This is a genomic window from Lysinibacillus sp. FW12 (assembly GCF_050817245.1).
Lineage (GTDB): Bacteria > Bacillota > Bacilli > Bacillales_A > Planococcaceae > Lysinibacillus > Lysinibacillus irui.
The window spans coordinates 4441636-4463394 of the sequence record NZ_CP139094.1 but is presented as its reverse complement, the minus strand read 5'-3'; the positions used below and the strand labels follow the sequence as shown (position 1 = coordinate 4463394).

Annotated in this window: 18 protein-coding genes; 12 read left to right on the top strand and 6 right to left on the bottom strand. The window is 37.3% G+C overall.

The genetic code is table 11. The features are described from left to right. Positions 1-71: 71 nt before the first annotated feature. Positions 72-983, bottom strand: coding sequence for a TetR/AcrR family transcriptional regulator (locus tag SJW71_RS22865; RefSeq protein WP_274795323.1), 912 nt, complete (start codon positions 981-983; stop codon positions 72-74). Positions 984-1140: 157 nt separating this feature from the next. On the opposite strand from SJW71_RS22865, the gene SJW71_RS22860 reads away from it, so the two are divergent. The 8 genes from SJW71_RS22860 (at position 1141) to SJW71_RS22825 (ending at position 9858) form a co-directional block, all read left to right on the top strand. After that, entirely contained in the window at positions 1141-2655 is a 1515-nt protein-coding gene (locus SJW71_RS22860; protein ID WP_274795324.1) for a DHA2 family efflux MFS transporter permease subunit, read from the top strand. A gap of 162 nt (positions 2656-2817) precedes the next feature. Continuing rightward, complete coding sequence (locus SJW71_RS22855) at positions 2818-3837, top strand: serine hydrolase domain-containing protein (RefSeq protein WP_274795325.1); 1020 nt, start codon at positions 2818-2820, stop codon at positions 3835-3837. Continuing rightward, a complete protein-coding gene (locus tag SJW71_RS22850) occupies positions 3834-5144 on the top strand; it encodes an ABC transporter substrate-binding protein (RefSeq protein WP_404809708.1) in 1311 nt (436 codons plus the stop codon). Before SJW71_RS22855 ends, SJW71_RS22850 begins: the two co-directional genes overlap by 4 nt. A gap of 88 nt (positions 5145-5232) precedes the next feature. Then, positions 5233-6177 carry a carbohydrate ABC transporter permease gene (locus SJW71_RS22845; protein WP_274795327.1) on the top strand — a complete coding sequence of 315 codons (945 nt, stop codon included), beginning with the start codon at positions 5233-5235 and terminating at the stop codon, positions 6175-6177. A gap of 10 nt (positions 6178-6187) precedes the next feature. Next, a complete protein-coding gene (locus SJW71_RS22840) occupies positions 6188-7015 on the top strand; it encodes a carbohydrate ABC transporter permease (protein ID WP_274795328.1) in 828 nt (275 codons plus the stop codon). Continuing rightward, positions 7002-8048 (top strand): N-acetylglucosamine kinase, encoded by a 1047-nt coding sequence (locus SJW71_RS22835; RefSeq protein ID WP_274795329.1) that lies wholly within the window; start codon positions 7002-7004, stop codon positions 8046-8048. Before SJW71_RS22840 ends, SJW71_RS22835 begins: the two co-directional genes overlap by 14 nt. Continuing rightward, complete coding sequence (murQ, locus tag SJW71_RS22830; protein WP_274795330.1) at positions 8020-8925, top strand: N-acetylmuramic acid 6-phosphate etherase; 906 nt, start codon at positions 8020-8022, stop codon at positions 8923-8925. The genes SJW71_RS22835 and murQ overlap by 29 nt, the downstream gene beginning before the upstream one ends. A 51-nt stretch (positions 8926-8976) precedes the next feature. Beyond that, entirely contained in the window at positions 8977-9858 is an 882-nt protein-coding gene (locus SJW71_RS22825; protein ID WP_274795331.1) for a MurR/RpiR family transcriptional regulator, read from the top strand. A 51-nt stretch (positions 9859-9909) separates the two neighbouring features. Here the strand turns inward: SJW71_RS22825 and SJW71_RS22820 are convergent, their stop codons facing one another. The 3 genes from SJW71_RS22820 to SJW71_RS22810 all read right to left on the bottom strand — a co-directional run bounded on the left by SJW71_RS22820 (position 9910) and on the right by SJW71_RS22810 (position 14293). Then, positions 9910-10992, bottom strand: coding sequence for an ABC transporter ATP-binding protein (locus SJW71_RS22820; RefSeq protein WP_274795332.1), 1083 nt, complete (start codon positions 10990-10992; stop codon positions 9910-9912). Between the two features lie 106 nt (positions 10993-11098). Continuing rightward, positions 11099-11959, bottom strand: a complete 861-nt coding sequence (locus SJW71_RS22815; RefSeq protein ID WP_322605641.1) for a PucR family transcriptional regulator — start codon at positions 11957-11959, stop codon at positions 11099-11101. Positions 11960-12106: 147 nt separating this feature from the next. After that, entirely contained in the window at positions 12107-14293 is a 2187-nt protein-coding gene (locus tag SJW71_RS22810) for an MMPL family transporter (protein ID WP_274795334.1), read from the bottom strand. Positions 14294-14418: 125 nt separating this feature from the next. On the opposite strand from SJW71_RS22810, the gene SJW71_RS22805 reads away from it, so the two are divergent. The 4 genes from SJW71_RS22805 to SJW71_RS22790 all read left to right on the top strand — a co-directional run bounded on the left by SJW71_RS22805 (position 14419) and on the right by SJW71_RS22790 (position 18202). Next, positions 14419-15036: a TetR/AcrR family transcriptional regulator gene (locus SJW71_RS22805; RefSeq protein ID WP_274795335.1), complete on the top strand. Its 618-nt coding sequence runs from the start codon at positions 14419-14421 to the stop codon at positions 15034-15036. A 419-nt stretch (positions 15037-15455) separates the two neighbouring features. Beyond that, complete coding sequence (locus SJW71_RS22800) at positions 15456-15884, top strand: DUF1641 domain-containing protein (RefSeq protein WP_274795336.1); 429 nt, start codon at positions 15456-15458, stop codon at positions 15882-15884. Between the two features lie 45 nt (positions 15885-15929). Next, positions 15930-17114, top strand: a complete 1185-nt coding sequence (locus tag SJW71_RS22795) for an NAD(P)/FAD-dependent oxidoreductase (RefSeq protein ID WP_274795337.1) — start codon at positions 15930-15932, stop codon at positions 17112-17114. Between the two features lie 137 nt (positions 17115-17251). Continuing rightward, complete coding sequence (locus tag SJW71_RS22790) at positions 17252-18202, top strand: methyl-accepting chemotaxis protein (protein ID WP_274795338.1); 951 nt, start codon at positions 17252-17254, stop codon at positions 18200-18202. A gap of 100 nt (positions 18203-18302) precedes the next feature. On the opposite strand, the gene SJW71_RS22785 is transcribed toward SJW71_RS22790, so the two are convergent. Beyond that, positions 18303-19799 carry an alanine/glycine:cation symporter family protein gene (locus SJW71_RS22785; protein WP_274795339.1) on the bottom strand — a complete coding sequence of 499 codons (1497 nt, stop codon included), beginning with the start codon at positions 19797-19799 and terminating at the stop codon, positions 18303-18305. A gap of 88 nt (positions 19800-19887) precedes the next feature. Beyond that, complete coding sequence (locus tag SJW71_RS22780; RefSeq protein ID WP_431811608.1) at positions 19888-21492, bottom strand: M20/M25/M40 family metallo-hydrolase; 1605 nt, start codon at positions 21490-21492, stop codon at positions 19888-19890. Between the last annotated feature and the right edge of the window lie 267 nt (positions 21493-21759).

Genomic DNA, 21759 nt, shown 5'->3' with positions numbered 1-21759 from the left:
GAAGTTGAATCTTAGAGTATATTTCATCATAGTAAAGAGGTATCAAGAATTTTTGATACCTCTTTTTGTATTTATTTATTTTTCGTACAGCGCTCAGCTGGTTGTTCAATTTTTACATAGCGCCACAAGTTATTGGCGATGTCGCGGGCTTCTGCGATATGTTCTGTGCCGACAAAAGCCTTACGGAAAGGTGTAAGAAGTGATTCAATAATAAAAAGTTTTGGCTTTTCGCTCTGTAGTTCCTCTAATAAGAATTGAGCATATTCTAAACCTTCCATTGTTTCGTTTTTCGATAATCCCTTCGTAAACCCCCGTAATTGTTCAATAACCATTTCCTTTGTAACCGTTTTATAGTTCACCACATTTTGAATGGTATTGATCATTTCAACACTTACGATGATTTCTTTCGATTCAAGCATAGTGGGTATAATTACGCTTATATTGCGCAATGCTACACGTACAATGGCTTCTCGATTGATATATTTATAATCGGCAATAAAGACGGCACGCAGTGTAAGGTTAATCATTCCAAGCGTTTGTACAGCACACTCATAGCTAATAGGGCTAATCTCTTCGCCAAAGACTTGTACTAGCCGATTGGCAAGCCATTCCAATTCTTGTAAATGGTAGTTGATAATGATTTTTTTTAGTTCTTTATCTCTTGATTGGAAAATGGATTCAAAAATTTGTATTAAATTATGTTCCCGATTGACATACATGAGTACAGCAACTTGCTGTGTCAATACTTCTAAATCTGTTGGATCCTTACCATATATAAGTTCATGGCGGCGATTACTTGCTTCCTCTCGTCCTTCGTCTAAAATGGCGATTAAGCATTCGTTCTTTGAAGTAAAGTGATTATAAAATGTACCTTTCGAAATCTTGGCCGCATTGATGATGTCGTTAATCGATGTATCTAGAAAACCTTTTTCAATAAAAAGTTCACGGGCTGCTGTAATAATCTGTCTTTTTCTTTTGTTCATGACCTCACCTTTTTTATAGTATTATACTCTTATTCTACACTTAAAAAGCCCATATATCAACGTTTGTAAAAAATATAAACTTATTTGTTGAAAAAAGTAGACTACGAGTATAAAATAAGTTTTATCGTAAAACACAAGAAAGAATTGAGGGATATAAATGAATAGTGAGCAAACAATGAAGAAGCCCCCTTATGGCATGATAGCTATTCTATTTGTGGGTGCTTTTGTTGCTTTTCTAAACAACACATTGCTGAATGTGGCATTACCAACAATCATGAAAGATTTTGGAATAACATATTCAAAGGTACAATGGCTAGCAACAGGTTATATGCTAGTAAGCGGTATTTTAGTTCCTGCTTCAGCATTTTTTGTGACACGCTTTAAAAATAGACATCTATTTATAGTAGCGATGTCCGTCTTTACAATAGGTACAATTATGGCAGGCTTCGCACCAAACTTTGGTGTGCTTCTAGCAGGTCGTATGGTGCAGGCAGCCGGTGCATCAAGTATGTCACCACTTTTAATGAACGTTATGTTAACAAGCTTCCCGAAAGAAAAACGTGGGGCTGCGATGGGTATATTTGGTCTAGTTATGATTATGGCGCCAGCAATCGGTCCTACATTATCAGGGTACATTGTTGAGCATCATGATTGGCGTATGCTTTTCCAAATGATTATTCCTTTTGCTTTAATTAGTTTATTATTTGGTGTTTGGAAATTAAGAAACGTGATGGAGACACGTGAAGTTCACTTAGATTTCCTTTCAGTACTTTTATCAACAGTTGCCTTCGGTGGTATTTTATACGGCTTTAGTACAGCAGGGGATAAAGGCTGGTCAAGTCCATGGGTATATGGCACAATTACAGTTGGTTTCATCGCATTAATTATTTTCGTTGTTAAACAGCTGAAAATGGATGAACCATTGTTAGAATTACGTATTTATAAATATCCAATGTTTGCATTAGGGTCTGTCATCTCCGTCATTGTCTCTATGGCGATGTTCTCAGGGATGATTTTAACACCAGCTTATGTGCAATCTATTCGTGGTATTGAACCATTTGAAGCAGGCTTGATGATGCTTCCAGGGGCACTTGTAATGGGGATTATGTCACCAATCACAGGTAAGCTTTTCGATAAATTTGGTCCACGAGTGCTGGCTATTACTGGTTTAGTCATTACGACGATTGCAACATTTGGTTTAACAAAATTAGAAATTGATTCAAGTTACACATATATCGTATCGATGTATACAATTCGTATGTTCGGTATGTCAATGGTTATGATGCCAATTATGACAAACGGGTTAAATCAACTACCACAAATTATGAATCCTCATGGTACAGCTATTAACAATACATTACAGCAAGTATCAGGAGCAATCGGTAGTGCGATCCTAGTTACATTTATGAATAATCGTACAAAAGTAAAAGCTGAAGAATTAGTTGCAGAAGCAAAAGCTAATGCTGCACAATCAGGTGCGGCACCAACACCAGAGCAAATGCAACAAATGCAAGATCAAATTATGCAAAATGCGCTATTAGATGGAATCACGCACTCCTTCTTAATTGCAGCAGGCATAACAGTAATTGCGGTAATTCTTGCGTTCTTCTTAAAGCGTGTAAAAGTTGAAAGCGCAGCATCTTCAATGGATTTAAAAAAATCAACTAAATAATTCATAGAATTCCCATTAAGTAATCATTTACTTGGTGGGGATTTTTTATTGCTCAATTTTAAAAAAAAATTTTAGGATTTTTGTTATTTTTCATCATTTAATTTTATATGATGATAATAAAATTTACTGAAAATTTAGATATTTACACAATGAGGTGTTTGCTTGATAGATGCATATATCAATGAATTAGTGCAAGAAAAGAAAATTCCAGGTGCCGTATTAATCGTTCAAAAGAAGCAAAGAAGGATGTTAACAAGCAGTTATGGAGCTTATACAGGTGAAGATGATAGAGAGCTAGCCATTGAAACCGATACGTTGTTTGATTTGGCTTCCCTAACAAAGATTGTTGCAACTTTACCAGCAATATTATTGTTGATGAGCCAAAATCAATTAATGTTAAATAGGCCAATTCAATTTTTCCTACCAGAGTTTAAATTCTCTACTATTACAATCCAACACTTGCTACAGCATTGCTCCGGTCTGCCGGCAGACTTAACCCCGGTAGTGGAAAGACATCATAAGCGCGACATCATGAAGGAGATATTTGCAAGTGAAGTTGTATGTCAGCCAAATGAACAAGTGTTATACAGCGATTTAGGAATGATTTTATTAGGAAAGGTAATTGAAAAAGTAACTGGAAAGTCTCTAAAAGGTTTTGTAGAGCAAGAAATTTTTATACCATGGGGCATGCATCGAACTTGTTTTCAACTACCGAAGCATAATAGAGGACTTGCAGCAGCAACAGAAAGAGTATCCGGTAAATTTGTACAGGGGATTGTACACGATGAAAAAGCGCTGTTACTAGATGGAATTGCTGGTAGTGCAGGTTTATTTTCTTGTGCAGAGGATTTAGCAAAGTATGCGGAAATTTGGGTAGGAACCAGGCAACAAAATGTAATACCGTATCAATGGCTCAAGCTGGCCTATACAGAAGTGTTTAGAAATAGAGGATTAGGATTTGAAGTATGGATGGGGGAAGATTCAACATTTTGTTTTGGCAGGAGGTGGAGCAAGGGCTCATTTGGTCATACAGGATTTACAGGCACAAGTATTTGGATGGACCCTGTTCACCAGGGATTTGCTATTTTTCTAACGAATGCGGTGCATTATGGGAGGAAAACAAACATGAGAAGCATTCGGGAGAGGCTTCATACGATGATTTATGAAAAATTACTGATATGAAGGGTGGAACGGACATGAGACAAAAGAGTAAATGGTTATTACCGTTTCTTTTATTATTCGTTGTAGCTTTAGTAGGCTGTAACTCTGATGAGGAATCAACGAGCTCCACAACACCTAACAAGGAGGAGGAACCGAAAACAGAAGAAGTTTCGCTAACTATAGGGAGTTGGCGGACAGAGGATGTTGCTAAATATGAAAAAGTCATTGCTTTATTTAATGAACAACATCCTGATATACACATTTCATTTAACCCAACTAAAAATACAGAATATAACACAGTCCTCAATACAGCTTTACAGGCTGGTGAAGGGCCGGATATTTTTCACTTACGGCCATATGCAGCTGGATTAAAGCTTGCTGAAGCAGGTTATGTTGAGAAAATTAATGATTTAAATGGATTAAGTGCATTCCCTGAAGAAGCATTAATGGCTTCTCGTGATGAACAAGGGAATCAATATGGTGTACCGATTAATTTAAGCTCAACTCAATTTTTCTATAATAAAAAGATCTTTGAAGATAACAATCTTGTAGTTCCATCTACATGGGAAGAATTCATAGCATTAAATGATCAATTATTAGAAAAGGGTATTACACCAATAGCAATGGGTACAAAGGAAGGTTGGTTATTGTCGTTGCTACACGGTATTATAGGTCCAGCAATTTATGAAGGAAATGACTTCTATCAAGCTGTACTTGCGGGAGAAAAAGATTTTACGGATGCGAAATTTATCGAATCGCTTCAAGTAATGAATGACTTGAAAAAGTATTTCCCAGCCAATTCTGAAGGATTAGGAATGGATGATATTCGGACATTGTTTGCTTTAGAAGATGCAGCAATGTTTCCGCTAGGTAGTTGGGAAATTCCTGTTGTGTTAGAAATGAATCCAGATTTAGAGTTAGGCTATTTCCCAATTCCTTCAAAAGAGGGCAATAAAACAGTAACAACTTGGGTAGACGGCTCATTTGCAATTAATGCAAATTCAAAAAATAAAGAAGCAGCGAAGCTATTCCTAGAGTTTTTAACATCGAAGGAATTTGGTGAGTTATTTGTGAAGGAATTTTCTATGATTAGTGCTATTCCGGGCATTACCTCTGATGATGCATTACTAAATGACATTAGTAATTCGACTACAAATGAAGCAACACCATATATGTGGGTAACTAATTTCACGGGTGGGGACCCAACAACGAAGAGCTTACTGGAAAGTGAGCTTCAAGGTATGTATTTAGGCCAAGTAACGCCAGAAGAGGTAGCTACAAAGGTGCAGGAAAACGCTAAAACTTGGTTTGCACCATTTCAAAAATAATTCAACCATGAAGCAAGACCCTGAAGCGCCAACTAAGGAGTGTAGGGGTCTTCTTGGCACAATATTATTAAAAGGGCGGCTGTTCATTATGAGAGAATCTACAGCTTCACCGTTAAGAAAAAGGAAATCTTGGGCGAGATGGACTATCCATCTATTCCCTATTCCTGCGTTAATACTGTATGGAATGTTTGTACTTTATCCGATTTTAGCAGCATTATCCTATAGTTTTTTTGAGTGGAAAGGGATGGCTCGCGGAAATTTTATCGGATTCAAAAATTTTGTGACGCTTTTTACGACAGAACCATATGGCTCCCTGTTTTGGAACGCCTTCAAACATAATGTCCTATATTTTATCCTGCAAATGATTGTCATGAATGGATTAGCATTTTTTCTTGCGTTTATTATTTATCAAAAAATTAAGGGAGCTGAGTTTTTTAAGGCAGCTTTCTTTTTACCCAGATTATTATCGGTTATTGTAGTAGGTTTCCTATGGAAGCTCATTCTGAATCCTAATTTCGGTACGTTAAATGTGATTTTAGAGAAACTCGGTTTGGAAACCCTACAAAAAGCATGGCTTGGTGATCCTAAAACAGCTTTAATTGCCATTATTTTAGTTAATTGTTGGTTTGGCTTAGGTTTTGGCGTTTTAATTTTTCTTGCAGGTTTTCAGGGGATACCAAGTGAGTTAGTTGAAGCAGCAAAGTTAGACGGCGCCAAAGGATTTACCTTATTACGCACCATTTATTTACCTTTAATGGTGCCATCGATTATGATCATGGGCATTTTAACATTTATTCAATCCTTTGAGGCATTTGAACTTGTTTATGCAATGCAAGGCTCCATGGGAGAGCCGTATTACTCAACAGATACATTAGCTGTATTTTTCTATCGCTTGGCATTTGGTAGCTCTACAGCTTCTGGGGCGACAGCTATAGGTCTAGGGTCCGCTTTAGCGACCGTATTATTCCTCTTTATATTAATTTGTACCACACTATTTTTACGTTTTGCTAATAAAAAGGATGTTCAAATGTAGGGGGGAGTATATGAAGCAAAGTGCCATTTGGGTTCGACCGCTTTACTACCTTGTTGTATTTACGGTGGCGACCATCAGTTTATACCCTATTTTGTTAATGATTTTGTCTTCCTTTAAGAAAAGTGTGGACATTTACAAAGATCCATTGGGCTTACCGACTAGCTTTAGCTTAGATACTTACCGCACATTATTATCTAAAATTCCATTTACTACGTATTTTATGAATAGTATGTTTGTGAGCATTTTATCCGTTGTATTAATTGTTGTTGTTTGTTCATTGGCTTCTTTCTATATTGCTCGCTTTAAATTTTCTTGGAATCATGCATTATTCTTTATTTTCTTATTAGGTATGATGATTCCTATTAAGTTAGGGATTGTGCCGCTCTTCATTTTAATGCGTGATTTAGGACTGATTAACTCTTTATGGTCCTTAGTTTTAATGAATACAGCGACAGGAATTCCATTATCAATGCTAATATTAACAGGATTTTTTAAAACGATGCCATATGAACTTGAGGAGGCTGCTCGTATTGATGGAGCAGGGAATTTAAAAATCCTTTGGCATGTCGTATTACCGTTAATGAGACCAGCACTTGGTACAGTCGTTATTATAAACTTTATCGCCGCATGGAATGATTTTTTCTTCCCACTTATTTTTATTACGGAGAAGATGAAACGAACTATACCAGTAGGCATGATGTCGCTCTTTGGAGAGCATTCAGCAGATTGGGGCTCGCTCTTTGCAGGTCTAACATTAGCATCGTTACCTATGATTCTACTATTCTTTATTGCTTCAAAGCAATTTATGGAGGGGTTGACGGCTGGTGCCATTAAATAGGCCATACATTATTGGGGTAGATGGTGGTGGTACGGGAACTCGGGCAGTGATCGGTACACAAAAAGGAGAAGTGCTAGCCATTGTTGAAGGAGCAGGAACAAATATGAAGTCAAAGCCACCAGATGAGGTAAGGCAACAGATTGTGCAGCTACTAGAGCAGCTATTACAAAAAGTTAGTGCCACAAAGAATGATATTTCTACAGTCTTTCTATGTGTGGCGGGAGGGGATCGACAAGTAGATAAAGATCGATGGGAACGATGGCTGGGCTTTTTATTCCCTGCTAGCACCTGTCAGATAACGATTACCAATGATGCAGTAGCTGCGCTTACTAGTGGCACTTTTACAAAGCAAGGGGTTGTTGTAATAGCAGGAACGGGTTCCATCGTATATGCTATCGCAAAAAAACTTCAAGTTAGTCGTGTCGGAGGATGGGGTTACTTATTAGGTGATGAAGGCAGTGGCTACTATATTGGGCAAGAGGCATTGCGTGCTATTGCACAACATTATGATGTTTTTGGTATGAATGGTGATGTGTTTACAGCGACTATTTTAAATCAGCTATCATTAACCAATCCTGCTGACATCATTACGCAAGTTTATGAGCATCCTCAGCCTCGTGTACTTATAGCCTCCCTAGCTCGGACGGTGTTACGTTTAGCTGAACAACAGAATGCTAAGGCGGAGAATATCATCAAACAGGCAGTTCACCATCTAGTTCAATTCATCCAAACGATGTTAATAAAAGAACCACAGGTAAAAAACCTGCCCATTGTCCTATGCGGAGGCTTATTTGAAAATCTTTACTTTGTTCAGTGTTTTCAAATGAAGCTGAAACAAGCTTCAATCCATAATCGATTAATTCAACCTGAAGTACCACCTGTTATAGGGGCATTTATTAATGGGCTTTTCAATGAGGGAATTCAAATGACAGAGGCTTTACAACGAACGATAAAGAAAACTTGGATGAGCATTCACGAAAATAGTATGGGGGGATTTGATCATAATGGAACGAATGACAAAACTGACGACTGAAGGCTATCATCCAGATACGGCAAATTTAGATTTAATGAGCACTGCTGAAATTGTAAAGCTGATGAATGAAGAGGATAAAAAAATACCGCAAGCAATAGCTAAGGTCTTGCCTGCAATTGAACAAGCTATAATAGCCGTTGTTCAGGCACTTAAGAACGGTGGGAGATTATTTTATGTAGGTGCAGGGACAAGTGGACGTATTGGGTTGCTTGATGCGGTGGAATGTCCACCTACATTTAGTACGTCCCCGAAGCTTGTGCAGGCTATATTGGCTGGAGGATCAGAGGCGGTAATGATAGCTATAGAAGGCGCCGAAGATGATCTATCTTTAGGAGAAGCAGAACTAAAGAAACAGCAGCTAACAAACCGCGATGTAGTGATCGGTATTGCGGCAAGTGGTCGAACTCCTTTTGTGAAGGGGGCATTAATTTATGCTCAGCAACAAGGGGCTAAAACAATTAGTTTAGTTAGTAATGCTCATGCGGTTATTAGTCAGTACGCTGATATTAAAATTGAGGTGATTACGGGACCAGAAATTTTAACAGGTTCTACAAGATTGAAGGCTGCAACCGCTCATAAACAAATATTGAATATGATTACAACGGCTTCGATGATTAAACTCGGAAAAGTTTATAAAAATTTAATGGTGGATGTCCATGCTAGTAACTTTAAATTACGAGAGCGTGCCAAACATATTGTCTGTGAAGTGACGGGTGTTACTTATAGTCAGGCTGAAAGAGTTCTGGAGCAAACCAATTTCCAAGTAAAGCTTGCGATTGTGATGCTCTTGACGAATACAACTATTGAAGAAGCAACAGAATTACTCGCTCAATCCGAAGGGCACGTGCGTAGAGCGGTGGCGCTAAAGAAGTATTGATGAAGAAGGTGCATGGATAACCTCCTTTTATCTAGAGATGGGGCTGGAAAAATGGAAAAAATAAATGCTGGTTTAATTATGCTTGCTGAAATGCACGAAAAGCTTCCCCCCTCCGAAAAGAAGGTGGCAAGCTATATATTAGCACATCCAACACAGGCAATAAAAATGACTGCGGTTGAACTAGGAGAAGCTAGTCAAACAAGTAGTGCGGCTGTTATTCGGCTGTGTAAATCTCTAAATATTAGCGGTGTTCAAGAGCTGAAATTACGTATTGCTGGTGATTTACAACATACGATAACTGTAGATCGAGATATTGAGGCAAATGAAGCATTACCATCGATTGTAGAAAAGGTAACGATACAAAGTAGTGAAATTTTAACACAAACAGCTAATTTAATAGATATAGCTGAATTAGAACGTGCGGTATCTGCTTTATCGCAAGCACGCAAAATTATTTTTTTTGGTGTAGGTGCTTCAGGTATAACAGCAATGGATGCAGATCAAAAGTTTTTAAGAATTAATAAAAATAGTAGGGCATTTATGGATTTACACTTAGGAGCTACTGCGGTTGTTAATGCGCAGAAGGGGGATGTAATAGTAGGGATTTCCTTTTCTGGGGAAACACATGAAGTGGCAAAAATCCTGGAGATAGCTAGTGAAACACCTGCAACTACAATTAGTTTAACACGCTATGGAAGTTCATTAGTTTCTAGTTTAGCGGATATTTCTTTATATGTATCTCCAAATGTTGAAGCAACCTTTAGAAGCGGTGCTACATCATCACGTCTTGCCCAGTTGCTTGTCATTGATATTTTATTCATGGGGGTAGTGACAAGTGCCTATGAACAAACAATAGACTATTTAGACGAAACACGTACCATCATTCAAGGATTGCAAAAAAAAGTGGCTAAACGAAAAAATAGAATAAAATAAAACGAAGACGATCAAGATTCATAGCATCGTCTTCGTTTTTTATAGTTTTGTTTATATCCGTTCTTCTGTTTCGGGGTCGAAGAAATGAATCTTTTCTTCTTTCATAACGAGCGTTACGACCTCAGTTGGTTGAAAATTACTATCAGCTTGAACACGCGCAATAAATGGCTGAGTTACTAAAGAAGAATATAAGAAGGTTTCTGCACCGAGCAATTCAGCAACATCAACAGTTGCTTTGAAAGCAAAAGGGGAAATGATATCAGTGATTTGTAAATCCTCTGGTCGTATTCCCATAACAATTTCTTTCCCTAAATAATTTTTTCTCTGTAATAATGGCAAGTACTTGGGAGGGATAGGGAAGCTTTGACCATCTAAAAGAATCTCCGTTTCTGTAAGTCGACAATGGAATAGGTTCATAGATGGTGAACCGATAAAGCCTGCCACAAACATGTTATGTGGTGTATTATATACTTCTTTTGGTGTCCCAATTTGTTGAATAAGCCCATCTTTCATCACCACGAGACGTGTAGCCATTGTCATAGCCTCGGTTTGATCATGAGTAACATAGATCGTTGTTGTTTGAATTCGTTGATGGAGCTTTTGAATTTCCGCACGCATTTGCACACGTAATTTAGCATCCAAATTAGAAAGAGGTTCATCCATTAAAAATACCTTCGCTTCTCTAACAATAGCACGGCCAAGAGCCACACGTTGACGTTGTCCACCTGATAAAGCTTTTGGCTTTCTTTTTAAATAATCCTCTAATCCTAAGATTTTAGCAGCCTCTTTGACACGGCGATCAATCTCTTTTTTATCGACCTTCCGGAGCTTTAAGCTAAACGCCATATTATCATAGACGGTCATATGCGGATATAAAGCATAGCTTTGGAATACCATTGCGATACTTCTATCTTTCGATTCCACATCATTCATTAAGATATCATCAATAAAAAGTTCCCCTTTGGATATATCCTCTAAACCAGCAATCATACGTAATGTTGTAGTCTTTCCACAGCCCGATGGACCTACAAACACAATGAATTCTTTATCATGAATATGCAAATTAAAATCAGTTACAGCCTGGACATTTTTATCGTATATTTTATAGATGTGCTCTAGCCGTAGTTCCGCCATACACGCTACACCCCTTTGCAAGTCATACTATCATTGTAAATGACTTCTTAATTGAACGATAGGGCAATGGTGCACAGTGGTGGGGGTATAAATTGTGCAGTTGACCTTAATGTGACTCCAAGAAAATAATGGCGAGATAAACCTCTAGTCGATGAGAAAATTGCCTAATGTCCTTTTGTGTTAGTTGCTGGAATTTTTCTAAGCGATTTTGTAGTGTATTACGGTGCATATACAACTTTTTTGAGGCTAATGTGATATTACCTTCGTATTCTATTAATTGTTTTATTGTATGAAGTAAATCAGGCTGAGAGGTAGCATTTTTTAAGATAGAGGAGATAAAAATACCTTTCGCTTGAGGCTCTGTATGCTGAGCTACGTATGGCACTAAAAGCTCTTGCTGTGTGAGCACATGCTTATTTGTGTAAGTCCAAATCGATTGTTGTAGCTGGACATACCAGTTAAATCGCTCCTTTGTCGTGCTAATGTCTTGTATTACATCAGAAACGAAGATTTTAAAATGAACCTCAATGTTCTCTATTAAAGGGTCGAGATAATGAGCAAGGTTTAATATTTCATTGCCCTCGATACATTCTATAATGGTGAATAATTGGGGATGAAGTGATATCAATAGAATATCCTTTCCCAATAAAGCTTCGAAGACTTTTCGTAGTAAAGATGGTGCTGTAAATGCTTTGTCAAAGTGGAGAAATATTAAACGGTGCATAGGAAGGACTGTAGGAGCAACATCCGACTTATCTGTTAGATATTCTAACCAGACAAGGTCATAGTCATTTGGCAAAGCAATAGGGCCTGAGAAAATTTGCAATAGCTCTAATTCACTTTGTGTTATCGTGTGTTTTGGAATTTCATAGAGCTGATTATTAAAATTAAATACATAGTTTTCATCCGTTTTATTGGAAAAGGGGCTTAATGAAGGGAAGCGTTGCTGTAATTTTTGATAGTCCATACATACAACTCCTTTTAAATTGAAAGAAAAATAGGTCGAATTCGTATAGTTATATATATGAAGAAATATTTATAGTAATCATACAAAAACACGAATATTAGCTAGTATGATAGTTTACATACCTAATGCTAATATCCGTGTTATCCTTTAAGCGTCTTTTTTAAATAACTTACCTGGCCAGAATGCATATTTACCAAGTACTGTTGTGATTGCTGGAACTAGCAATGGTCTTACAATGAATGTATCGAGAAGCACACCAATCGCTGTTACAACACCAAATTGTACAAGTACCTGAATCGGTAATGTGGCAAGAACAGCAAATGTACCTGCTAAAATGAGGCCAGCAGATGTAATAACACTTCCCGTCCGAACTACACCTTCTTCTACAGCTGTTAAATGATTGACTGTTTTACGTTTTTTCCAAATTTCCGAAATCATAAAGATATTATAATCTTCTCCGAGTGCGACTAAGAACACGAAGGAATACAGTGGGATAGCTCCAGAAATGGCCTCTGCCCCCATGATGTGGTGTAAGATTAACCATCCAGCGCCTAATGCACCGAAGTAAGAAATAATAACGGTTGCTAATAAATAAATAGTAGCTGTAATGGAACGCAAATAGACAAACAATAGTAATGCGATTAATGCAATCATCGTTGGCATGATCACCGTTTCATCACGCTTAGTTATTTGTTTTGTATCATATTGGCTAGCAGTTTCTCCACCAATCCATACATGCTTCTCCGCATTAGTAAGTCCTTGATCCTCCAAAATTTTAATAACCTTAGTTTTAAGATCAGGAATACGGGCTAATGATTCCTTTGCGTATGGGTTGGCATTTAAAGTGAGTTCGTATAATTGAATGTCATTATTTTTTTCGCCTGTTCGTACATCTTCAACTCCATCAATATAGGAGATTGCTGTAAGTTGCTGCTGTAAATTAACATTAGCCCCTTCAGTATCAATAACTAATTGCACAGGTGCTAATTCTCCAGGCGAAAAATTTTCTTCTATTAATGTAAAACCTTCTCGAGACGGCATATCTTTCGGGAAGGATGACAGTAAATCAAAGGTATATTGAATACGTGGAACAAATGCTGCTAATCCTCCCAGTAATATTACCGTTATGGTGATAACAATCCATGGCTTATGCGTAACAAAATGTCCGATTTTATGGCTAACCTTATGGGAAGGCTTATGTTGTTTCTTACCTTTTTTAGTGGCCATTTGCTCTGTACGGGGGATGAATGGAAAGAAAGCGACGCGCCCTATTAGTACAAGAATAGCCGGTAGGACAACAAGAGCAGCAATTCCCATCACCAGCACGCCAAAGCTAAATGGGACAGCAAAACGCTGAAATGCACCATAATGAGCAAGACTGAGTGTAGCTAGACCAATAACAACTGTTAAGGCACTCATTAAAATAGCACCGCCTGATTCTTTGACAGCCAGCTTCATAGCGGCAGTCTTATCCTCCACATCAAAGAGAATTTCTCTATATTTAGATATTAAAAATAAACAATAGTCAGTCCCCGCACCAAAAAGTAAAACAGTCATAATAGAAACTGCTTGTGAATCCTTATCAATCCATCCATGGTCAGCAAAGAAACCTAAGGTCGGACTGATAACACCATAGGCAAGCCCAACAACAAGTAAAGGAATAATAGCTAGCAATGGTGAACGGTAAATAATAATAAGTAATACTAAAACAAGTAATACTGTTGCTATTAATAGTTTTACATCTGCTTGAGAAAATAAACTAACAGCATCTGTAGCAATCCCAACTGGTCCAGAATAACGCACATGAAGTCCATCACTGGAAAGTTCTTTATCTTGTTGGACTTGGTAGCGCTCCATAATCTTTGTTAGATTATCCAAACTATCCTGTAGCAAATCTGTCGCGACTCCTTTTTCAAAAAACACAGGTGTTACTATTGTGGTGCCATTTTCGGAAGTAGAAGCCATTAAAGCTTGAGTTGGCATTTGGTCAAATGGTGGGACAAGAGTTTGATGAGCTAATGGCTTTGCCGAAAGCTCGCTGTAAACACGCTGGATTGCTGAAAAATCATCGGATGTTAGACCACTGTCACGATGCCATACTAGCAATAAGGGTGTTCCAGCATCATTAGGAAATTGCTCTGCAATAATCGCTGCCGCTTGTTCAGACATTTCAGTGTCAGGTAAATTTTTGCCCGACTCGCTTTCTATGCTATTGATTTGTGGCCAAGCAAATGACAGCACAACTACTAATAACACCCAAAAAGCTAGTGCTACTAATCGCCCCTTTTTACTTGCAACCATTGAGCCCCATTGCTCAAGTGGATGTTTTTTCATCAAAAGACCTCCATTTCATGTAAGTGACTTAATTATATATACTAGAAGGTTAATTGATCAATCAAGAAATATTAATATGTTATAATATGTGTTAAAACAATGCTTTATTTAAGGAGGCGAACTTGATGAAACAATCACCGCGTGTTCTCGGGAGACCTCGCCATGATGAAAATGCGAAACCAACAAAAGATATTGTTCTTGAAACGGCCACAAGGCTTTTTATTAAAGAGGGCTACAAAAATGTGTCGATGGATGATGTAGCAAAAGCTTGTAACGTAACAAAGGCGACTATCTATTACTACTACCCAACTAAAGGCGAGTTATATACATCTGCATTAATCGCAATGATGGATCGTATCAAGCTATCTATCCTACAAATTTTAGAGCAGTCGAAACCATTTAAAGAACGGCTTGAACAGCTTGTTGAGATTCATTTATCAGCAACAATCGATATTGATATGAAAAATTTTATGAAAGAGGCGGCCATTAATTTATCAGAAGACCAGTTAAGTCAAGTTCATGCTTCTGAAAACAGAATGTACCAAACGATTGAGCGAGCCATGGAAATGGAAATGGATAAGGGTACTATTAGAAAAGGAAATTCAACATTTTTTGCCCATACCTTCATGGCACTGATGTCTGTAGGATATTTTAAAGATGGGGATGGAAATAGATTATTTCAAACAGAGGCAATTGCTGCAAAAGAAATAGTGGAATTTTTCTGGCTTTCTGTCCAAGTTTAAGACTAAATTTTAGGTGAAAACAAATGGAATCTTCGTAGAAATAGCTTGCGCAAAATTCCTAATAGTATTTTTTTACATCTAGGACAAAATACAAACGTAAATACAATAAATAGTTGACGAAATCAATGAATTTTGAAAAGATTGTCGAAATTGTGATTTAGCTCATTGAAATAATGTACAAACAGCCTTATAATGAAGGTTGTAATGTCACCAAGACAAGATAAGGATGGTATTATGATGCGCTTTTTGCGGTTTAAAGTAAACATTGTAATAACAAGTCATACGAAACGCTATCCAGCCCTTGTGACTGGTGAATGTGTAAGATATACGCTGTAACGACTGTTAAGTTTTACCTTAATGGTCTTTTTTACATGTAGGCAATAAAAAATAGTACTAGTGATGGCAAAGGAGAGTTCAAAATGTCAGAAACGAATAACCAAACACAGGCTGAGCAAGTAACTGTGAGCAAAGAACAATTAGATGTGCTAGATCAATTATTAAAGCCTGAAGTTCAAGAATCTCTTACAACTTTAGTTGAGCAATTACCAAAGTTAACTGAAATGATGACATTATTAACGAAATCATACGAGTTTGCTCAAGCTGTTGCAACAGACGAAGTGCTTAAAAATGATACTGTTGGAGCAGTAACAGAAATCGCTGGACCTGTAGTGGGCTCTGCGAAAAACCTTGCAGCAACTGCAATTGAAGCTAAAGACCGTGCAGCTGAAAGCCATGAAGTAATTGGTTTATTCGGTCTTGTGAAAATGTTAAAAGACCCTCAAGTTCAAAATGTTTTCCGTTTTGTTAATGCTTTCTTACAAGTAAATGCAGAGCGTAAAGCTAAATAAGACTCAAGGTAAATTCAATTCGTAAGGACGGAGGATTAATTAATCATGTCAAAAGAAATCGTCATCTTAGGTGCAGGTTATGCTGGCGTTTTAACTGCATTAACAGCACGTAAGTATCTATCAGCTGATGAAGCTAAAATTACTGTAGTAAACCAATTTCCAACACACCAAATCATCACTGAGCTTCACCGTTTAGCTGGTGGTACAATTGCAGAAGGTGCTGTTGCTCTACCACTTAAAAAAATCTTTAAAGGTTTAGATATCGATCTACACATTGCGAAAGTAACAAAATTCAATGTAGATACTAAAAAAGTTGATTTAGATAATGGCTATACATTAACTTACGATACACTTGTTGTATCTTTAGGAAGCCAAACTGGATTCTTCGGTATCCCAGGATTAGAAGAAAACTCAATGGTACTTAAATCAGTAAATGATGCCAACAAAATTAACAAGCATATTGAAGACCGCATTAAAGCATATGCTCAGTCTAAAGATGAAGCAGACGCAACAATCGTTATCGGTGGTGGCGGTTTAACAGGTGTTGAGCTTGTTGGTGAAATCGTGGACAACTTCCCGAAAATCGCTGCAAAACACGGTGTTAATTTTGCTGATCTTAAAATTAAGCTTGTTGAAGCTGGTCCAAAAATCTTACCAGTACTTCCAGATACACTTATCCAACGCGCTACTGAAAGCTTAACAAAACGTGGCGTAGAATTTATTACTGGTACGCCTGTAACTGGTGTGGATGGTAATGTTATTTCTCTTAAAGATCGTGAACCAATTGTTGCCAATACACTTGTTTGGACAGGTGGAGTTGCTCCACTTCCAATCGTAGGCGAATCAGGTCTAGCAGCTGATCGTGGTAAAGCAACAATCAACGAATTCTTACAATCTACATCTCATGAAGACGTATTTGTTATTGGTGACGCGTCTGTTGCATTACCAGCAGATGGTGGTCGTCCGCTTTACGCTCCAACTGCACAAGTTGCTTGGCAAATGGGTGAATGCGCTGGTTATAATGTATTTGCACAATATAAAAACCAAGAAATGAAACCATTCTCAGCAGTTAACTCTGGTACACTTGCAAGCTTAGGTCGTAAAGATGCTGTTGCTACAATCGGAGCTAGCAACACAGAGCTTAAAGGTCTTCCTGCAACATTAATGAAAGAAGCTTCTAACATTCGTTATTTAACACATATTAAAGCTTTATTCGGTTTAGCATATTAAAATAGTGAATTCCCTTAAATGCAATTTTGCGTTTAAGGGGATTTTTTTTGTGTAAAAACCTGGGATATTATTGATTAATCGTAAGGTAATGGATAAAATTAATTGGATAGGAAAAATTTACTTGGGGTGATAGGACGATGTTCACGATATTTCGATCAAAAGAAGAGGATGTTGAGCAATTTAAAAAGAAAATTGATGAGCTAAATGCGACATTAGATAAAAAAGACCATGAATTTCAATTATTTTTAAATCTGTTACATAAGGAAATCATTGAAACTATTGAACAACATAACAAGGTAAATAATCAGCATGCAATTTTAGGAGAAATGGTTGCTGATATTGTGGGAGAGTTTAATAAAGTAGAGGCAAGCACAATTCAATCTAAGGAGATTTCTGAAAACGCACTAGATAAAGGCAATGTATTAATTTCTTCATCCGATCAAATGATGACATTATCAGTAGAAAGCAAGCAAGCTGTCCATGAAGTTGAACAGCTTATTGATGCATTAGGAGAGCAATCTCAGAAAACCTCTTTAAGCATGAGCCATTTAAGTGAACGATCCAAGCAAATTGCAGAAATAGTAAATGTTATTGGGGAAATTTCAAATCAAACAAATTTACTAGCTTTGAATGCATCAATTGAAGCAGCAAGAGCAGGGGAGCATGGTAAAGGTTTTTCAGTTGTTGCTGAGGAAGTTCGGAAATTAGCTGAAAACACGAAAACTAGCACAGAGGATATTGCAAATTTAACAAAGAAAATTGAGGAACAAATTGCACATGCTTACGAAGATAATAAAAATAATATGCAGCTAGTAACGGAAGGTATTGATAAAAGTGCTAAAACCTCAGTGAAAATTGATCAATTACTACAAATTATGACCAATGTTCAAAGAGGAATTAATGAGCTATTAGATTCCATTAAAGATCAAAAACTATCAAACGAAGATGTGATGCATAAATTTAAAACGACAACAGCCTTATTCGATGAAACTAATCATGTCCTAACAAGCCATATTGATGAATCCGAAATTGTGACGAAAAAACTTTTAGCAGCAGTAGAGCAAGTAAAATATTTCCCAACTGAATAAATAAATAGGTTACACTATTGAAACCATTCTAAAATTTTAAGGTTTAATAAAGAAAACCCTGTATAGACCTCCTAAAGTGTCTATTACAGGGTTCATTTGTTTATTTAAAATCGCCAACTTTTTCTTTTAAAGCGGCTAATTGATCTGGATAGTTCTTTTCAGTAATGTCATTCCATAATTCTGCATCTTTTATACCGCATCTCTCTGGAATAAATACTGGATCAAGCCCCATTTTCTTTTGCTCCTCATAATCTCTCAACGTAGCAATACCTGGCTTTGTTAATAGGATAATAGCTATTAGGTTTAACCAAGCAAGGGTTCCTACACCAATATCCGCAAGATTCCAAGCCGTCGAGGATGAACGAATAGTACCGAAAAAGATGGAGATAACCAATAGTACCTTTACAACAACTGAAATAGTCCCAAAGTTTTTACTGTTTTTAAATAAGTAAGCAACATTACTCTCTGTATATACTCCAAAAGCAAGCATTGTAGTAATGGCAAAGAAGAATACAGCGATTGCTACAAACGGGCTTCCTAAGCCAGGAATAAATGAGTTAATAGCCTCTTGAGCGAAAGCTGTACCCGCTTCAACTCCAGGAAGATTCTCGACTATAAATCCACCGTTAGGATGGGCGATATTGTAACTACCTGTAGAGATAATCATAATGGCTGTAGCTGTACAAACAAGTAATGTATCTACATAGACAGAGAATGCTTGTACAAGCCCTTGTTTGGCAGGGTGAGATACTTCTGCGGTACCAGCTGCTTGTGCTCCTGTACCTTGACCTGCTTCATTTGAATAAGCACCTCTTTTTACTCCCCACATAATGGCATTCCCAAAAACAGCTCCGAATGCAGCATTTAAATTAAAGGCAGAGCTAAAAATTAATGCAAATATAGCAGGCACTTCTTTTATATTGATAAATAAGATAACGAACGCAAGAAGTATGTAAGCTGTTGCCATAAACGGTACAGCATACTCAGCAACTTTACCAACCCTTTTGATTCCGCCGAAAATAGCAAATCCAAATATTGCCGAAACAATGATACCTGTGATTATTGGTGAAATCCCGAATGCACTTTTTGTAGAATCTGCAATGTTAAAGGCTTGGACACCAGAGCCAGTGAAACCAGTTGCTAAAATAGTAGCAATGGCAAACAGTATAGCAAATGGCTTATTCTTCAGCCCTTTTTCGATGTAGTAGGCTGGTCCTCCACGATACTCGCCTGCAATTTCTTGTTTCCAAACTTGTGCTAGAGCGGATTCAATATAGGCAGCACCAGCACCTAAAAAGGCGATGACCCACATCCAAAATATAGCTCCTGGTCCTCCGAAATAAATTGCTGTCGCTACACCGGCGATATTACCAATACCAACACGGCCACCTAATGCCATAGCAAAACTTTGAAAAGATGAAACACCATTTGCTGATTTTTTCCTATTAAACAATTGTTTAATCATATCTTTGAAAAGACGTAGCTGTGGAAACTTCATGAGAAGTGAAAAATAAATTCCTGCTCCTAAACAAAGATAAACTAAAGCATTACTCCAAATAATCCCTGCTATTTTCCCTGTTAAAGCGGCAAAATCCATATAACAACCTCATTTCTATATTCATCCTAGATACATTGGTGACAATTCAAATTAGAGATAGTGAAAACCATTTTGAATGAAGTTTTTCTTACAATAAGCTTTTAATTAACGTATCAATCATCATAGGCATTTCTTTAAAAGCACTATCTACATGTAATCGTTCTGTTTTTTGGTGTGCATCTTTGCCAAATGGACCGACATTTAAGACAGGGCCTTGGAGGGCTGTCATTTCTTTAAATGGAATGCTATACGTTTCGCCCCAGACAGGTGTATTTCGTTCAAAGGCTAGCCACTCATTGGATGCATCTGAATAGTTTACATAGCTTAAATCACAAATCCCGTTAAAATAATGAATTTGTTCTACTTCAACGCCAAATGTTTGGGCTGTCTTTTTCATCAATTCAATCGACTGTTTTACTAGTGGATGATTGGATGAATTAATGGCAGGGTAGTATGGTGGTGCATATAACACAACCGTCGCTGGTGCTAATTCCTGACAGCGAATCATGAGCTGGTCTACGATGCGAATGGATTTTTCACGATCATCCCATTCACTATGCTGTAGAACTTGCTGTTTAATTGCTTGTACTTCTTCAGCACCTAATTTTTCGATGGCATGTTCCAATAGAGCTTCGTAACGTAAAACCTTTACCTTGCCTACGCCCTGTACATTTTCTCGTGTACAAATTTGCTCATAGTGGTCATTACAAGCAGCCATAGCTTCTAATGCAACCTGTTCAAAAATAGCCATCACTTCTGCAGCTGTACGTTTTAGCAAAAAGACATTGTAAAGGGCTGCCGCACGGTAGGGCGTTTGTGTAGAATATTCCATTTTTAAATCTTTTAATTGTAACGAGACGGGTAGTGGTGTACTTTCACCTAAATCGCTTTCGCGGAAAAGTGGATTCCACTCCATATGCTGTGTCATATAGGAAGCAATAAAGTTAGCAGTCATGCCTTTTAATGGCTCACCAACATGGGTTTCCTTCCCATAAAACAGGGCAGCGGGCATGATCTTACCAATGGTCCCTGAATAAATATATTCATTCGTATCAGATGGTCCTTGTGAGAAGGACGGTTCACTATTTAAAAATAATTTATACGTTAAACCATGTTGTTCTCGTAGTCTTACAAGCTCTACTACCGCTGCTCGCATACCTGCAGAGTTCACTTCCTCATCCGGCACAGCTGTCAATAATAGATTGATCGGCCATTGCTCAAAGCTAGCTTTTTCAATCAACTGCATATGTAACGCCAGACCCATTTTCATATCCATTGTGCCGCGGCCAAATAAATAATTACCAGACTCCAAATCAATTCGAGCTGCCTCTGGCAAATCTTTTTTATATTTCGGTTCCATTAACTTTTTAGTTAATTCCTCTGGATAAAAAGCTAATGGCTCTAGCTCTCCATATTCCTCCGTATGCACAGTATCAAAGTGGCTAATTAACACGACTGTTTCCGTTGCCGCTGGATGCTTATATAAGGCTGTTACAGCATTTCTTCCTAAACCGGCATCATGTAATTCAATATACTCAGGATGATTTTTATAATATGGAAGCGTTAACAATTTATCTTTTAATTTATAGGCAAATTCATTTTCGCCCTTTGTTAGTGTTCGACTTTCCCAGCTAACAATTTCACAAAGTAGGGCACGTAGTTTTTCAGGTGTATTCCACATAAAAGTATTCATAAAATTTCTCCTTTTATAGTAAATTGTAATTTTTTGAAAATTATATAAATCATAAAGTGTGTTATTTGGATTACCTTTAATTTATAAATTCCACTATACGAAATTTAATCTGCATAATGGAATATAAATTATCGTAAAGGGAAAATATAAAATTGTCAATTTTAATTTTTAAGAATACTTGTAATTTTCCGTACTAATAGTGATTTCCTCTAGACATATTTCATCTAGCATCTATTTAAATATTTAAAAATTAGTTAAAATAAAATG

What these genes read in the sequence shown, in the direction of transcription:
- SJW71_RS22785 (WP_274795339.1), bottom strand. Translation starts at nt 19,799, where the DNA reads ATGGATTTTGCCGCTTTAACAGGGAAAATAGCAGGGATTATTTGGAGT.
- SJW71_RS22860 (WP_274795324.1), top strand. Translation starts at nt 1,141, where the DNA reads ATGAATAGTGAGCAAACAATGAAGAAGCCCCCTTATGGCATGATAGCT.
- SJW71_RS22840 (WP_274795328.1), top strand. Translation starts at nt 6,188, where the DNA reads ATGAAGCAAAGTGCCATTTGGGTTCGACCGCTTTACTACCTTGTTGTA.
- murQ (WP_274795330.1), top strand. Translation starts at nt 8,020, where the DNA reads ATGGAACGAATGACAAAACTGACGACTGAAGGCTATCATCCAGATACG.
- SJW71_RS22845 (WP_274795327.1), top strand. Translation starts at nt 5,233, where the DNA reads ATGAGAGAATCTACAGCTTCACCGTTAAGAAAAAGGAAATCTTGGGCG.
- SJW71_RS22790 (WP_274795338.1), top strand. Translation starts at nt 17,252, where the DNA reads ATGTTCACGATATTTCGATCAAAAGAAGAGGATGTTGAGCAATTTAAA.
- SJW71_RS22850 (WP_404809708.1), top strand. Translation starts at nt 3,834, where the DNA reads ATGAAGGGTGGAACGGACATGAGACAAAAGAGTAAATGGTTATTACCG.
- SJW71_RS22825 (WP_274795331.1), top strand. Translation starts at nt 8,977, where the DNA reads ATGGAAAAAATAAATGCTGGTTTAATTATGCTTGCTGAAATGCACGAA.
- SJW71_RS22780 (WP_431811608.1), bottom strand. Translation starts at nt 21,492, where the DNA reads ATGAATACTTTTATGTGGAATACACCTGAAAAACTACGTGCCCTACTT.
- SJW71_RS22865 (WP_274795323.1), bottom strand. Translation starts at nt 983, where the DNA reads ATGAACAAAAGAAAAAGACAGATTATTACAGCAGCCCGTGAACTTTTT.
- SJW71_RS22800 (WP_274795336.1), top strand. Translation starts at nt 15,456, where the DNA reads ATGTCAGAAACGAATAACCAAACACAGGCTGAGCAAGTAACTGTGAGC.
- SJW71_RS22805 (WP_274795335.1), top strand. Translation starts at nt 14,419, where the DNA reads ATGAAACAATCACCGCGTGTTCTCGGGAGACCTCGCCATGATGAAAAT.
- SJW71_RS22815 (WP_322605641.1), bottom strand. Translation starts at nt 11,959, where the DNA reads ATGGACTATCAAAAATTACAGCAACGCTTCCCTTCATTAAGCCCCTTT.
- SJW71_RS22820 (WP_274795332.1), bottom strand. Translation starts at nt 10,992, where the DNA reads ATGGCGGAACTACGGCTAGAGCACATCTATAAAATATACGATAAAAAT.
- SJW71_RS22795 (WP_274795337.1), top strand. Translation starts at nt 15,930, where the DNA reads ATGTCAAAAGAAATCGTCATCTTAGGTGCAGGTTATGCTGGCGTTTTA.
- SJW71_RS22810 (WP_274795334.1), bottom strand. Translation starts at nt 14,293, where the DNA reads ATGAAAAAACATCCACTTGAGCAATGGGGCTCAATGGTTGCAAGTAAA.